This window comes from Streptomyces sp. NPDC060205 (assembly GCF_042728395.1).
In the GTDB taxonomy this organism is placed as follows: Bacteria; Actinomycetota; Actinomycetes; order Streptomycetales; family Streptomycetaceae; genus Streptomyces.
Window position 1 is genome coordinate 1 of record NZ_JBHWZP010000257.1, and the last position, 13742, is coordinate 13742.

General features: G+C 72.1%; 12 protein-coding genes. 9 read left to right on the forward strand and 3 right to left on the reverse strand.

The annotated features are described in order from the left end of the window. Positions 1–70: 70 nt before the first annotated feature. Positions 71–718 carry a TetR/AcrR family transcriptional regulator gene (locus ACFWGJ_RS32840; RefSeq protein WP_381833751.1) on the reverse strand — a complete coding sequence of 216 codons (648 nt, stop codon included), beginning with the start codon at positions 716–718 and terminating at the stop codon, positions 71–73. A 265-nt stretch (positions 719–983) separates the two neighbouring features. On the opposite strand from ACFWGJ_RS32840, the gene ACFWGJ_RS32845 reads away from it, so the two are divergent. The 8 genes from ACFWGJ_RS32845 (at position 984) to ACFWGJ_RS32880 (ending at position 10322) form a co-directional block, all read left to right on the forward strand. After that, positions 984–1850 carry an alpha/beta hydrolase gene (locus ACFWGJ_RS32845; protein WP_387331943.1) on the forward strand — a complete coding sequence of 289 codons (867 nt, stop codon included), beginning with the start codon at positions 984–986 and terminating at the stop codon, positions 1848–1850. 528 nt (positions 1851–2378) lie between these two features. After that, positions 2379–3407, forward strand: a complete 1029-nt coding sequence (locus tag ACFWGJ_RS32850) for an alpha/beta hydrolase (protein ID WP_387331945.1) — start codon at positions 2379–2381, stop codon at positions 3405–3407. Further along, a complete protein-coding gene (locus tag ACFWGJ_RS32855; RefSeq protein ID WP_387331947.1) occupies positions 3400–4590 on the forward strand; it encodes an acyltransferase in 1191 nt (396 codons plus the stop codon). The genes ACFWGJ_RS32850 and ACFWGJ_RS32855 overlap by 8 nt, the downstream gene beginning before the upstream one ends. A 196-nt stretch (positions 4591–4786) precedes the next feature. Beyond that, on the forward strand, positions 4787–6157 hold the full coding sequence (locus ACFWGJ_RS32860; RefSeq protein WP_387331961.1) for a sensor histidine kinase: 1371 nt from the start codon (positions 4787–4789) through the stop codon (positions 6155–6157). Next, positions 6154–6828: a response regulator gene (locus ACFWGJ_RS32865; RefSeq protein WP_387331949.1), complete on the forward strand. Its 675-nt coding sequence runs from the start codon at positions 6154–6156 to the stop codon at positions 6826–6828. The genes ACFWGJ_RS32860 and ACFWGJ_RS32865 overlap by 4 nt, the downstream gene beginning before the upstream one ends. 94 nt (positions 6829–6922) lie before the next feature. Continuing rightward, a complete protein-coding gene (locus ACFWGJ_RS32870) occupies positions 6923–8269 on the forward strand; it encodes a sensor histidine kinase (RefSeq protein ID WP_387331951.1) in 1347 nt (448 codons plus the stop codon). Next, entirely contained in the window at positions 8266–8931 is a 666-nt protein-coding gene (locus tag ACFWGJ_RS32875; protein WP_387331953.1) for a response regulator, read from the forward strand. The genes ACFWGJ_RS32870 and ACFWGJ_RS32875 overlap by 4 nt, the downstream gene beginning before the upstream one ends. 170 nt (positions 8932–9101) lie before the next feature. Next, complete coding sequence (locus tag ACFWGJ_RS32880; RefSeq protein WP_387331955.1) at positions 9102–10322, forward strand: cytochrome P450; 1221 nt, start codon at positions 9102–9104, stop codon at positions 10320–10322. Positions 10323–10469: 147 nt separating this feature from the next. Here ACFWGJ_RS32880 and ACFWGJ_RS32885 read toward each other — a convergent pair whose 3' ends face one another. Next, a complete protein-coding gene (locus ACFWGJ_RS32885; protein ID WP_381832734.1) occupies positions 10470–12092 on the reverse strand; it encodes an ABC transporter permease in 1623 nt (540 codons plus the stop codon). Continuing rightward, the gene (locus ACFWGJ_RS32890) at positions 12089–13051 is read right to left on the reverse strand and encodes an ATP-binding cassette domain-containing protein (protein ID WP_387331957.1); all 963 of its coding nucleotides are present in this window, start codon (positions 13049–13051) and stop codon (positions 12089–12091) included. Before ACFWGJ_RS32890 ends, ACFWGJ_RS32885 begins: the two co-directional genes overlap by 4 nt. 107 nt (positions 13052–13158) lie before the next feature. Here ACFWGJ_RS32890 and ACFWGJ_RS32895 point away from each other — a divergent pair, with 107 nt between their 5' ends. Then, complete coding sequence (locus ACFWGJ_RS32895) at positions 13159–13656, forward strand: GbsR/MarR family transcriptional regulator (RefSeq protein WP_387331959.1); 498 nt, start codon at positions 13159–13161, stop codon at positions 13654–13656. Positions 13657–13742 lie beyond the last annotated feature (86 nt).

Genomic DNA, 13742 nt, shown 5'->3' on the forward strand with positions numbered 1-13742 from the left:
CTCTCAGCCCGTCCGGCGTTTGAGGACACAGTGACGGGACGGGTAGGGGCGGCGGGGGCGAGGAAAACCCCTACCCCACGAACACCCCGCCCCGCGCAGCGACAACCGCCGCCGCCGCGGCCCGCTCCCCCGCGGCAGCGTCCGGCACCACCCCCGACGTCAGCAACGAGTAATACAGCGGCGCAGAAACAGCCCGCACCACCTCCCCCGCATCGGTCCCCACCGGCAACTCCCCCCGCGCAACCGCCTGTTCGACACAAGGCGCCCACTCGGCGACCCGCACCTCGTAGAACCGCCGCAACGCCTGCGCCGTACGCGCGTCGCACGCCGCCGCGGCGATCACCGCGCGGAACAGCGCCCCCTGCCGGGGGTCGGCGAGCGTCCGGCACACCAGCGCGGCGTTGGCCCGCAGATCCCCGAGCACGGAACCCGTCTCGGTACGGGGGAGGGACTGCTCGGCCATGTCTCCGAGCAGGTCGGCGACGAGTCCGGTGACCGAGCCCCAGCGCCGGTACACGGTCGTCTTGCCGACCCCCGCGCGCCGGGCCACGTCCGCCAGATCGAGATGGGCGAACCCCTGCTCGGCCAGTACGTCCCCGGCGACGCGCAGCACGGCCGTACGGACCCGGGCGGTACGCCCTCCGGGCCGGACGGTCCCGGGCTCGGGCTCAGGTCCGGGCCCTGGCTCGCTCTCGGCTTCGTCGGGCGCGGCGGTCATGAGGGGGCTCCTTCGGGATCAGGCGCGGTGGTGGGCGGCATGGGGCGGCATGGGACGGCACGTGTCGCCAAGGGTCGGCACTTCGGGCAGCGTAACGGAACACCAGCACCGTTTACCTCTGGCCGAGGGTTACGGCGGTGTGTTGGCGCACGTCACCGGCCTGATACCGTCCCGCCAACGACCCGCGCCCCGCCGCACGTTGACCGCACGCTGCGGCAGCCGACGGGCCGGAGCACGAACACCGCACCGCTGAGAGGCTTGGAGCATGCCGGACGACGCCCGCGACGCCGCGGAGGAGGAGTCGGCCTTCTCCCATCCGCCCGTCGGCCCCGACGCCACCGCCGCGTACGGCGACCACCCCGACCAGGTCGTCGACTTCTACGCACCGCGCGGCGGCGAGGAGTCGGCCCCGCTCGTCGTCGTCCTGCACGGCGGCGCCTGGCGGGCCCCGTACGACCGGCGGCACATCACCCCGTTCGCGGACTTCCTGGCCCGGCGGGGCTTCGCCGTGGCCAACGTCGAGTACCGGCGCGGCGGCACGATCCCGGCGCAGGGCGGTACGGGACCGGTGGCGGGGCGGTGGCCGGACACCTTCGACGACGTCGCGGCGGCGCTGGACGCGATGCCGGCTCTCGTACGCCAGGCCCTGCCGGGGGCCGATGCGCGCCGCACGGTGGTCACCGGTCACTCGGCCGGCGGTCAGCTGGCCCTCTGGGCGGCCGCCCGCCACCTGCTGCCGACCGACGCGCCCTGGTACCTGGAGAGGCCGGCCCCGCTGCGCGGTGTCGTCGCCCTGGCCCCGATCGCCGACTTCACGGTCGCGGAGAAGCTGGACGTCTGCTCCGGAGCCACGCTCCAACTCCTCGGCGGGGACACCACGTTCGAGGAACGGCAGCCGTACGCCGACCCAGCCCTGCTCCTCCCGACGGGAATCGCCACGACGCTGGTCCAGGGCCGCACGGACACCGTCGTCCCGCAGGCGGTCGCCGAGGCGTACGCGGAAGCGGCGGCAAAGGCCGGCGAGGTGGTGGGCCTGACACTCCTGGAGGAGGTGGGCCACTTCCCCCTGATCGACCCGGCGGCGGACGCGTGCGCGGTGGTGGCGGAGGAGATCGCCCAACTGGCCTGGTAAGCCGTCCACATCAGACGCAGCACGTCTCCAAAAGCCGCCCGCCTGGGCCAACCCAAGGGGCGCGGGGAACTGCGCGCCCGGCCCGCACGGCGCCGCAGCCGGATTCGCGCCGGTCTGTCCAGGCGGGGAGGGGAGCCTCTCCGAGAGCTGCCCGAGCCTGGGCCAACCCAAGGGGCGCGGGGAACTGCGCACCCGGCCCCCACGGCGCCGCAGACGGAATGCGCGCCGGTCTGTCCAAGCAGGAGGGGGCCTCTCCGAGAGCTGCCCGAGCCTGGGCCAACCCAAGGGGCGCGGGGAACTGCGCACCCGGCCCCCACAGCGCCGCAGACGAAGTCACGACCCTCCGCCCGCCGCCAGGCGAACACCCCGCATTCGCTCCCGGTGATACCCGTAATACCTGAGAGCCACGCCCCGGATGAGCCCCCCAGCGGGACGCCGACTACGCGCCTGAATCCGTAACTTCCCAATCAGCGGGGCCCGATGGGCCAACCCACTGAACGGGAACAGAGACGGGGACGGGGACGAGCCATGGCATGGTGGGCAGGAACGCACGAACCACAGCCGTCGGACCGACCACGCCGCCCACCCCGACGCCCCCGCCTACATCTACAGCTACGCCTACGCCTACGCCTGCGCCGAGGCCTCCTCGCCACACTGATCACAGCCGCCGTGGTCGCCCCGATCTCCGCCGCGACCGCGCACCCGGACATACCCGCGCCGGCCCCGGCCCACATCGGCACGGTCACTTCGGCCACCCTGGACAGGGCGTACGCGGCGAACCGGGCGAACGCCGCCGAGGCGTCCCGCATGGCCGCCGCCCACGGCGACCGCGACCGCGCGTCCGCCGTCCACGCCATGGCGGACCCGGAACGTCACTACCTCGCCTTCGACGCCCGAGGCCCCGGCCGCGCCGTAGAGGTCTTCGGCGACCTGGCGAAGACCGACCGCGTGGCGGTCCTGGTACCGGGCTCCGACACGACACTGGACACCTACGAGCGCTTCCGGGAAGGTGCCCGGACCCTGCACCGACAGCTCGGCGCACGCGCCGCGGTCGTCGCCTGGCTCGGCTACGAGACACCCGGCACGATCAGCCCCGAAATCCTCACCACGGGCCGGGCGGCGAAGGCGGCCCCCGAACTGCGCTCGTTCATATCCGAGGTGAAGGAGCTGAACGGCCGAGCCCGCATCTCCCTGCTCTGCCACTCGTACGGGACGGCCGTGGGCGCCCGCGCGGCGAGCGGTCCGGACATCTCCGACCTCGTGTTCTTCGGCAGCCCGGGCACCGGCGTGGAGTCCGCCGCAGACCTCCGTACGACGGCCCGGGTCTGGGCCGGCCGCGGCGCGGACGACTGGATCGCGGACGTCCCGCACGGCCTGGCCGACCTCTTCGGCACGACGGTCGGGTACGGCACGGACCCGGTGTCCCCGGCGTTCGGGGCCCGGGTGTTCGCGGCGGGCGACGGCGGCCACAGCGACTACTTCAGGCCGGGCTCGGAGTCCTTGGACAACCTCGCCCGGATCGTGCTCGGCCGGACATCGGAGGTGACCCGTGCGTAAGGGTGCCCTCGCCGAGGCCGCCGAACGGATCGACGCGGCGACCCCCGCACACCGGGACCGAGGCATCGACGCCCTGCGCGCCTTCGCGATACTCGGCGTCGTGCTGGGCCACTGGCTCGTCACCGCCCTGGTGGCCGACGGCGGCACCCTCCACACGTCGAGCCCCCTCGCACCCATGCCATGGCTCGCCCCCGTCTCGTGGGTCTTCCAGACGCTGGCCGTGTTCTTCCTGGTGGGCGGCCACCTGGCGACCAGGAGCTACGCATCGGCACGGGCGCGCGGCACGACGTACGGACGGTGGCTGGGTACGCGCCTCACGCGCCTGTTCAAACCGGTGGCCGCTGTGCTCGGGCTGTGGACGGTGGCCGTGGTCGGACTGCTCCTGACGGGCGCGGACACGGGCACCGTCCACGCCCTGCTGAAGCTGGCCCTGTCACCGCTGTGGTTCCTGCTGGTCCTCGCCGGGCTGACGGCGCTGACCCCGTTGGTGACCCGGGTCAACCCGTTGTGGCCGCTGGCCGTCGTCCTCCACGTGGATCTCGTCCGGTTCGGCTTCGGCGGTCCGCCCTGGCTGGGCTGGGTGAACGTGGCGGCGGGCTGGCTGGTGCCGTTCACCCTGGGCGCGGCCTGGACCCGGGGCGAACTGACCCGGCGCTCGGGCTGGGTGCTGCTCACGCTGGGCGCGGCGACGACCGCGGCGCTGGTCGCGTGGGGCGGTTACCCGGCGTCGATGGTCGGCGTCCCCGGCGCCACGACCTCCAACCTCGATCCGCCGACCCTGGCCGTCGTCGTCTTCGGCACGGCCCAGTGCGGTCTCGCCCTGCTCCTGCGGGAGCCGCTGCGGCGCGCGATGCGGCGGCCCGTGCTCTGGGCGGGCGTGGCGTTCGTCAACCTCTCCGCGATGACGGTCTTCCTGTGGCACCAGACGGCTTTGATGTCGGTCACCGCGACCGGCCTCCTCATGGGCCGTCTCCCCGGCCTGCACACCCGGCCCGACGACGTCACCTGGGTGGCGTTCCGGCTGGCCTGGCTCCCGGTCTTCGCCCTGGCGCTCGCGGTCTGCCGAGCCGCCTTCCACTCCTGCGAACAGGGTCACCGACGTGCCGGGCCCGCCCGCCGGCCGTCACGTGTCGTCCGTACTCACCGCCGCGCAGCGGGAGGGAAGGAGGCCCGCCGTGCCTAGAGTTGACCGCGTGGACGATGCCCAGGCAGAGAACGGCACCCCTTCCGCACCGCCCCCGGACACCCGCCCCACCCCACGCGAGCCCGCTCACTGGAAGCACTACGCGTACGCCGAAGACGGCGAGTACGCCGAAGGCACCGGGGCCGCTGCCCGCTCGCCCCGCGCTGCCCGCGCACGGACGCTCGTCCGGGGCTTCCTGGGCAGCTTCCTCGGTGCCGTCCGCACTGGCCTCTGGGACGGCGCCCCCGCCCCGCTGCTGCCGCTGTCCCGCCCCCGCAAGCTCCGTTGGCTGCCGCACGTGGTCGTCTCCGTCATCGCCCTCGGCGTCGCGCTCACCGGCACCGATGCCATGAGCAACGGCTATCGACTGGGCGTGGAGCTGGGAGTGCTGGCCGGATTCGCGCAGGGCGCGGCGCTCGTACTCGCCCTGTGGCGCCCCGTCCCGGCCTGGTGGCTGTCGCTCGCCGGGACCGTCGTGGCCGCGGTGATGGCGCGGGCGCACCTGGTGGGCACCGCGCCGCCGGGCCCCAACTGGCCCTGGAGCGTGCCCGCGATCACCGCGCACGTGCTCGTCCTGTTCTTCCTCTCACTGCGGATGTCCACCTACGCGGCGATAGGGGCGCTGGCCCTGACAGGGCTGATGACGTTCTTCGTCGAGGGGGTCGTCGGAGGTGGGTCGTACACCGCGACGGGTGTCACCGCGGTCACCGTCTTCGTGGTCGCCGTCCTCCTCGGCACCGCCCTGCGCGGTAGCCGGGAGGCCCGCACCCAGCTCGTGGAGCAGGAGTCCCTGACGGCCGAGGAGCGCTCCCGGCGCACGCTTCTGGAGGAGCGCAGCCGTATAGCCCGCGAGCTGCACGACGTGGTCGCCCACCACATGTCGGTCATCTCCATCCAGGCCCAGGTCGCCCCGCACCTGGTGGAGAACCCCCCGGACGAACTGAAGGAGAACCTCGACGGCATCCGGCAGAACGCCCTGGAGGCGCTCACCGAACTGCGCAGGGTCCTCGGAGTGCTGCGTTCGGAGAATCCCGGCGACCCGTACGGGCTCGGCGCACCCGGCACCGGCGCCGCCCCCCACGCCCCGCAGCCCACTCTCGACCGCCTGGAAGCCCTGGTCGAGAACACCCGCGCCGCCGGGCTGACGGTGACCACGGAGATCGACGGCGAGGTGCTTCCGCTGGCGCCCGGCGTGGAGCTGTCCGCGTACCGGATCGTCCAGGAGGCGCTGAGCAACGCGTTGCGGCACGCGCCGGGTTCCGTGGTGCGGGTGGAGCTCACGCACTTTCCGCGCGGTCTGCAGATCCGGGTCGTCAACTCCGCGCCGAGGAGGCCCGCCCCGCCCTCGCCGGGTGCGGGACACGGTCTGCTGGGGATGCGGGAGCGGGCCGTGATGCTCGGTGGCACGCTCATGGCCATGGAGACCTCCTGCGGCGGTTTCACGGTGGCGGCGTTCCTCCCCCGCACCGGCACCGACGCTTCCGTAGGACTCCCTCACGGCAGCGGCAGCGGCACTCGTACCGGCAGACCCCCAGGTCCCAAGAACCCCACTGGAGACACCTCATGACGAGCGGCACCATCCGCGTACTCATCGCCGACGATCAGCAGATGGTCCGGCAGGGCTTCACGGTGCTGCTCAACACCCGGCCCGACATCGAGGTGGTCGGTCAGGCGGTCGACGGCCTGGACGCCATCGCGAAGGTCGCCGAACTCACCCCGGACGTCGTTCTGATGGACATCCGCATGCCCGAGCTGGGCGGCATCGAGGCCACCCGTCGCATCACCGGCGAGACTCCGCAGATCAGAGTCCTGGTGCTGACCACCTTCGACCTTGACGAGTACGTGTACGACGCGCTGCGTGCGGGCGCCTCCGGGTTCCTGCTCAAGGACGCGTCGGCCGATCAGCTGGCGGAGGCGATCAGGATCGTGGCCGCCGGTGACGCGCTGCTCGCGCCGGGGATCACCCGTCGTCTCATCGCCGAGTTCTCCCGGCTGGGCTCCGCGCCCCGGGCACCGCTCAAGCAGCGCGTCGGCGAGCTGACCGAGCGCGAGACGGAGGTCCTCGCCCTCATCGCGCAGGGCCTGTCGAACGCGGAGATCGCCGAGCGGCTCTTCGTCGCCGAGCAGACCGTGAAGACCCATGTGGGCCGCATCCTGGTGAAGCTGGAGCTACGGGACCGTACGCAGGCCGCGGTGTTCGCGTACGAGTGCGGGCTGGTGCGTCCCACTGGCTACTGAGCCGATCGGGATACCCGTAGTACCTGAGAGGGACGCCGCGGAACCCGTCTCACTGGTGACGACCACGGCCCCCGCCTCGGCCTACGTTTTGTACATGACCGAGACGACCCAGACGCAGATGACACAGCCAGGCGGCCGACGGCCGCGCAGTCCCGAGTTCCAGCTCGCGATGGACGTGTCGCGGGGGCTGCGGCAGGACCTGTTCCATGACGCCTTCGCCTTCCGCCCGCTTCCGAGGATGCGGACGGACGGCCCCGTCACCCGGAGCCTGCCACCGGCTCTCAGAGACAAGGTCACCCTGTTCCCGCACGCCCTGGTGGTGCTGGCCGGCCTGCTCACGCTGCTCATCTCCCTCGCGGCCAACGGCGGCGGTGATCTCGCGCAGTTCCTGACCGGCCTCATGGGGATGGGCGCGGTCCTGCTGACCCTGCTCAGGCCGGTCGTCGCCTTCTGGTCGTCCCTGGTGGTGGCGCTGGTCGCGGCCCAGTACGGGAACTGGTGGGACAGCGACTGGCCCTGGGCGCCCGGCGCCTTCGTGACCCAGCTGGTCGTTCTCACGGTCGTGGCGATGCGGACCAGGCCTCGCACGGCGGCCTGGATGTGGACGCTGACCGCGGCCTACGGCCTCGTCATGGAGGGCTTCTTCCCCGACGGCCACACCCTCACGAACACGATGCCGTTCCTGTTCGTGAGTGCGCTGGCCCTGCTGGTCGTCACGGTGTGGCACGTGCGCCGCGAGGCCGTGCAGAAGGTGACCGCCCAGCAGACGGTGACCGCGCACGAGCGTTCCAAGCGCACCCTCCTCGAAGAGCGCACGACGATCGCCCGCGAGCTGCACGACGTGGTCGCCCACCACATGTCGGTGGTCGCCATCCAGGCGGAGGCCGCGCCCTACCGCGTGGAGAACCCCCCGCCGGAGCTGGAGAACGCCTTCAAGGTGATCAGGGAGAACGCGGTCATAGCGCTCTCCGAGCTGCGCCGGGTCCTGGGCGTCGTACGGGCCGAGGACTACGAGGCCCCGGACGCCCCGCAGCCGAGGCTCGCGGACCTGGACCGCCTCCTGGAGAACGTGCGCGACGCCGGCCTGAGGGTGGACAGCACGGTCACCGGCGCGGTGCGGGAGCTTCCGCAGGGCGTGGAGCTGTCCGCCTACCGCATCGTCCAGGAGGCGCTGAGCAACAGCCTGCGGCACGCGCCGGGCGCCTCCGCGAAGGTGGAGATAAGCCATGTGCTCGGCGGGCTCGGGCTGCGGATAGTGAACGGTCCGGCGACCGGGCTGGTGAAGCCGTCACCGGGCGCCGGGCACGGCATCACGGGCATGCGGGAGAGGGTGTCGATGCTGGACGGGGAGATGACGGCGGAGGCGACGGACGACGGGGGCTACGAGGTCGCGGTCTTCCTGCCGGTCTCGTCGGCGGCGTCGACGGAGGACACGGCATGACCATTCGGGTACTGATCGCCGACGACCAGGTGATGGTCCGCGAAGGGTTCTCGGTGCTGCTCGGCGCGATGCCGGACATCGAGGTCGTGGGTGAGGCGGTCAACGGCCGGGAGGCGGTCGAGCGGGTCAGGGAACTCGCGCCGGACGTCGTCCTGATGGACATCCGGATGCCCGAGATGAACGGCATCGAGGCGACGCGCGAGATCGTGGCGGCGGACGGCGCGGCGAAGGTGCTCGTGCTGACGACGTTCGACCTCGACGAGTACGTGTACCAGGCGCTGCGTGCCGGGGCGTCGGGCTTCCTCCTGAAGGACGCCTCGGCGCGGCAGCTCGCGGACGGGGTGCGGGTGGTGGCGGACGGCGAGGCACTGCTGGCGCCCTCGGTGACGAAACGGCTGATCACGGAGTTCTCGAAACTGGCCGAGGAACCCCGCTACTCGGCCACCACGCACGCGGCGTACGGCGACCTGACCGACCGCGAGACCGAGGTACTGGTCCTCATCGCCCAGGGCCTGTCCAACGCGGAGATAGCCGGCCGCCTGGTCGTGGCCGAATCCACCATCAAGACCCACGTGAGCCGCATCCTGGTGAAACTGGGCCTCAGAGACCGAACGCAGGCAGCGGTCTTCGCCTACGAGGCCCGCCTGGTGACCCCGGGCTGACCCCTGCAGGGGGCGCAGCCCCTTCAGGGGCGCAGCCCCTTCAGGGGCGCGGGGAACTGCGCGACAAGCCCCCACCGGCCCGCAGCCGAAAACGTCGCCCGGGGGGCGAACCCCCAGTTCAAGGGGGCAGGCCCTGTCCAGACAGGGACACCACCGGCTAGCGTCCGGACATGGCAGCCATCAACCCCCCGAAGTCCTTCGACCCCTGGGACCAGACCTTCCTGGCGAACCCGTACCCCGCGTACGCGGACCTCCGCGCCCTCGGCAGGGTCCACTACTACGAGCCCACCAACCAGTGGCTGGTACCCCACCACGCGGACGTGTCGACGCTGCTGAGGGACCGCAGGCTGGGCCGCACCTACCAGCACCGCTTCACCCACGAGGACTTCGGACGGACCCCGCCCCCGCCCGAGCACGAGCCGTTCCACGTGCTCAACGACCACGGCATGCTCGACCTGGAACCGCCGGACCACACCAGGATCAGGCGGCTGGTGTCGAAGGCGTTCACGCCGCGCACGGTCGAGCGGCTGCGGCCGTACGTGGACCGGCTGGCGTCCGACCTGGTGGGCGAGCTGGTCGCGGCGGGCGGCGGAGACCTGCTGACGGTCGTCGCGGAGCCCCTCCCCGTGGCGGTGATCGCGGAGATGCTGGGTATCCCGGAGTCCGAGCGGGCGCAGCTGCGGCCCTGGTCGGCGGACATCTGCGGGATGTACGAGCTGAGTCCGTCGAAGGAGACGGCCCAGAAGGCGGTACGGGCGTCGGTCGAGTTCACCGAGTTCCTGCGGGAGCTGATCGCGGTACGGCGCAAGGAGCCCGGGGACGACCTGATCTCGGGACTGATCGCGGCGTACGACGAGGGGGACCGGCTCAGTGAGCAGGAGATGATCTCGACGTGCGTCCTGCTGCTGAACGCGGGCCACGAGGCGACGGTGAACGCCACGGTGAACGGCTGGTGGGCGCTGTTCCGGCACCCGGAGCAGCTGGCGGCGCTGCGCGCGGACCGGGGGCTGGTGGGTACGGCGGTGGAGGAGCTGATGCGGTACGACACGCCGCTGCAGCTGTTCGAGCGGTGGGTGCTGGACGAGATCGAGGTCGACGGGACGGTGATTCCGCGGGGGAGTGAGGTGGCGTTGCTCTTCGGCTCCGCCAACCACGATCCGGCGGTGTTCGCCGAGCCGGAGGCGCTCGATCTGTCCCGGGTGGAGAATCCGCACATCTCCTTCAGTGCGGGGATCCACTACTGCATCGGGGCGCCGCTCGCCCGGATCGAGCTCGCGGCGTCCATGGGGGCGTTGTTGGAACAGGCTCCCTCGCTTCGGCTCGCGGCCGAGCCTTCGCGTAAGCCGAACTTCGTCATCCGGGGGTTGGACGGGCTACTGGTCGAGGTCTGACGGGGTTCGCTTCGTCTGCGGGCCGGTGGGGGCCGGTCGCGCAGTTCCCCGCGCCCCTGAAGGGCAAAAGACTGCGCCGTTCCCCGCGCCCCCAAAAGACAAAAGATTGCGCCGTTCCCCGCGCCCCTTGCGGGCGCCTGCGGCGCCTTAGCCCGTTGTCAGGTCGCGGCGGCTGAAGGCTGTCAGGCCCGTCGTGAGCAGGGTCGCGGTGATCGCCGTGAGTGTCAGTACCGGTGGCCAGGTCATCTCGCCGCCGGGGAGTTTCGGCAGGTGGCCGAAGGGCGAGAGGTTCAGTACCGCGGCGGGGAGGTCCAGGGCCGGGCCGATCCAGCCCAGGAGCAGCGCGGTGCCGGCCACCGCCCACGCGGCCGGAGCGACCTGCGGAGACACCCCGTACAGGAGGACCGCGAGGGCGCCGATGGTCCAGATCGCGGGGAGCTGGACCAGGCAGGCGCCCAGGATGGGGCCCGGCGACTGGCCGTAGCCTGCGGTCAGGCCGAGGCCGCCCAGGAGCATGATGAGCACGGCCCCGCCGAAGGCGATCAGCAGGTGGCCGGCGGCCCAGCGCAGGCGGCCCATCGCGCCCGCGAGGACCGGTTCGGCGCGCTGGGAGGTCTCCTCGCCGTGCAGCCGCAGCACGGACTGGACGACGTACAGCGCGGCGACCATGCCGAGCATGCCGACCATCGTGGCGAGGAACGCGTCGGTGATGCCGGACTGGCCGCCCATGCGCTCGATGATCTCGCGGGTCCGTTCGTTGTCGCCGACCAGATCCGTCGCCCCCTTCGTCACCCCGCCGAAGGCGGCCCCGGCGGCGAGGAATCCGAGACTCCAGCCGAGTACGCTGCCGCGTTGCAGCCGCCAGGCCAGCGCGCCCGCCGTGCCGAGGCGCCCGGTGGCGGGTCCCGGCGGGGTCGGCAGGAAGCTCATGCCGACGTCGCGGCGCCCGGCCAGTTCGTAGGCGATGGCGCCCTGGAGCGCGATGGCGGCGGCGAACAGGAGCAGGACCCACCAGCGTTCGTCGGCGAAGGCCCGCAGGTTCTCCAGCCAGCCGACGGGGGACAGCCAGGTCAGTACGGACGAGCCGTCGCTCACCGAGGAGTCACCGGCCGCCCGCAGGGCGAACGCCGCGCCCAGCAGGCCTCCCGTCAGCCCCTTCGCGAGCCGTGCGCTCTCCGTGAGCTGGGCGACGACCGCCGCCGCGGTCGCGAAGACCATGCCGGCCCCGGCCGCGCCGAGCCCCAGCGCCAGGGCGCCGGACGAGCCCTGCCCGGCGAGGCCGGCGGTGATGAGCAGGGCGAGGGCCGCGTTCGCGGTGAGGGCGGCGAGGAGTGCGGCGGTGAGCGGGGCGCGGCGGCCCACCATGCCCGCCGAGACCATCTCCTGACGGCCGCTCTCCTCCTCGTCCCGGGTGTGCCGTACGACGACGACCAGGCTCATGATCCCGGCGAACACTCCCGCGTACGCGCCGATGCGCCATGCCGCGAGAGCGCCGAGCGAGTCGCCGAACACGGGTCCGTACAGGGCGCGCAGGGAGCTGTTGGTGAGCATCTGACGGGCGAGGTCGGTGCGTTCGGCGGCCGTGGAGTACACGCTCTTCAGGGAGTCCGGCATGGAGACCACCATCAGGGCGACGACGCCGACCCAGAGCGGGATCACCACCCGGTCCCGGCGCAGTGCGAGCCGCAGCAGGGGCCAGGTGCCCGCCAGTTGGCGCGAACCCCTGCCCCGTGCGGCGGCGGGCCCGGCGGCCGAGGTCACGGCGGTCATCGGGACACCGCCTTCGTCCCGGTGCCCGTACCCGTCCCCGTCCCCGTCTGCGCCTGCTTTTGCTCCTGCTCCTGTACGTCCTCCTGGTAGTGGCGCAGGAAGAGCTCTTCGAGGGTGGGCGGTGTGGAGGTCAGGGACCGTACGCCGGACTCGGTGAGGGAGCGCAGCACGGCGTTCAGCTTGTCGCTGTCCACCTGGAGCGTGACCCGGGCGCCCCGGACGTCGAGATGGTGGACGCCGGGCAGGGCGGCCAGTCCCCCGGGGGGCCCGGCGAGTTCGGCGGTGACGCTGGTACGGGTCAGGTGCCGCAGATCGGCGAGCGAACCGGTCTCGACCGTGACGCCCTTGCGGATGATGCTGACGCGGTCGCACAGCTCCTCGACCTCGCTGAGGATGTGCGAGGACAGCAGGATGGTGCGGCCCCGGTCGCGCTCCTCCTCCACGCACCGCTGGAAGACCTCCTCCATCAACGGGTCCAGGCCCGAGGTGGGTTCGTCCAGGATCAGCAGGTCCACGTCGGAGGCGAAGGCGGCGACGAGGGCGACCTTCTGCCGGTTGCCCTTGGAGTAGGTGCGGCCCTTCTTCGTCGGGTCCAGTTCGAAGCGCTGGACCAGGTCGGCGCGGCGTGCCGGGTCGAGGCCGCCGCGCAGCCGCCCGTACAGGTCGATGACCTCGCCGCCCGACAGGTTCCGCCAGAGGGTCACGTCGCCGGGGACGTACGCGATCCGGCGGTGCAGTTCCACCGCATCGGACCACGGGTCCTGGCCCAGCAGGCGCGCGGTGCCCGAGTCAGCGCGCAGCAGGCCCAGCAGGACACGGATGGTGGTGGACTTGCCCGCGCCGTTGGGGCCGAGGAAGCCGTGCACCTCACCGGTCTCGACATCGAGGTCGAGACCGTCCAGAGCGTGCGTGCCGCCGAACGACTTGTGCAGTCCGGAGACGGTGATTGCCTTCGTCATGCTTCAGAACGTACGCTGATTTCATAAACTTGTGAAGTTAAGGAAGCGTATGAACGACGGATAGACTCGAATCCGGGCCAGGTGTACGGGAGAGGGTGGATCGCGGGATGGCGGAACCGAGTGGGGTGGCGCGTGACGCCGAGGCGGTCTCCAAGTTCGTCGAGAGCTTCGCCGCGCAGCTCGTCGAGGCCGGGATGCAGCGCATGCCCGCCCGGGTGTTCGCCGCGCTGCTCGCCTCCGACTCCGGCACGCTGACCTCGGTCGAACTGGGCGAACAGCTGCGGATCAGTCCGGCGGCGGTGTCCGGGGCGGTGCGCTATCTCGCGCAGCAGCACATGGTCGCGCGCGAACGGGAGCCCGGGTCGCGGCGCGAGCGGTACCGGGTGCACAGCGACCAGTGGTACGAGGCGCTCACCAATCGTGAGGCGGTCATCAAGGGGTGGGAGCGGGCTCTGCGGGAAGGGGTGGAGAGTCTTGGCGGGGGGACGCCCGCGGGGCGGCGGTTGGCTGAGACGCTCGCGTTCTTCGAGTTCGTGGACGGGGAGGTGGCGGCGATGATGGATCGGTGGCGGGTCCATCGGGAACGCCGCTTCGGTGACGGCTGAGGTTTTCCTCGCCCCCGCCGCCCCTACCCTTCCCGTCACTGACTCGGGGGCGCTGCCCCCGAACCCCCGGTCCTCAAACGCCGGAC

Coding starts and splice junctions, on each gene's coding strand:
- ACFWGJ_RS32845 (WP_387331943.1), top strand. CDS start 984: ATGCCGGACGACGCCCGCGACGCCGCGGAGGAGGAGTCGGCCTTCTCC.
- ACFWGJ_RS32850 (WP_387331945.1), top strand. CDS start 2,379: ATGGCATGGTGGGCAGGAACGCACGAACCACAGCCGTCGGACCGACCA.
- ACFWGJ_RS32875 (WP_387331953.1), top strand. CDS start 8,266: ATGACCATTCGGGTACTGATCGCCGACGACCAGGTGATGGTCCGCGAA.
- ACFWGJ_RS32880 (WP_387331955.1), top strand. CDS start 9,102: ATGGCAGCCATCAACCCCCCGAAGTCCTTCGACCCCTGGGACCAGACC.
- ACFWGJ_RS32840 (WP_381833751.1), bottom strand. CDS start 718: ATGACCGCCGCGCCCGACGAAGCCGAGAGCGAGCCAGGGCCCGGACCT.
- ACFWGJ_RS32870 (WP_387331951.1), top strand. CDS start 6,923: ATGACCGAGACGACCCAGACGCAGATGACACAGCCAGGCGGCCGACGG.
- ACFWGJ_RS32865 (WP_387331949.1), top strand. CDS start 6,154: ATGACGAGCGGCACCATCCGCGTACTCATCGCCGACGATCAGCAGATG.
- ACFWGJ_RS32890 (WP_387331957.1), bottom strand. CDS start 13,051: ATGACGAAGGCAATCACCGTCTCCGGACTGCACAAGTCGTTCGGCGGC.
- ACFWGJ_RS32895 (WP_387331959.1), top strand. CDS start 13,159: ATGGCGGAACCGAGTGGGGTGGCGCGTGACGCCGAGGCGGTCTCCAAG.
- ACFWGJ_RS32885 (WP_381832734.1), bottom strand. CDS start 12,092: ATGACCGCCGTGACCTCGGCCGCCGGGCCCGCCGCCGCACGGGGCAGG.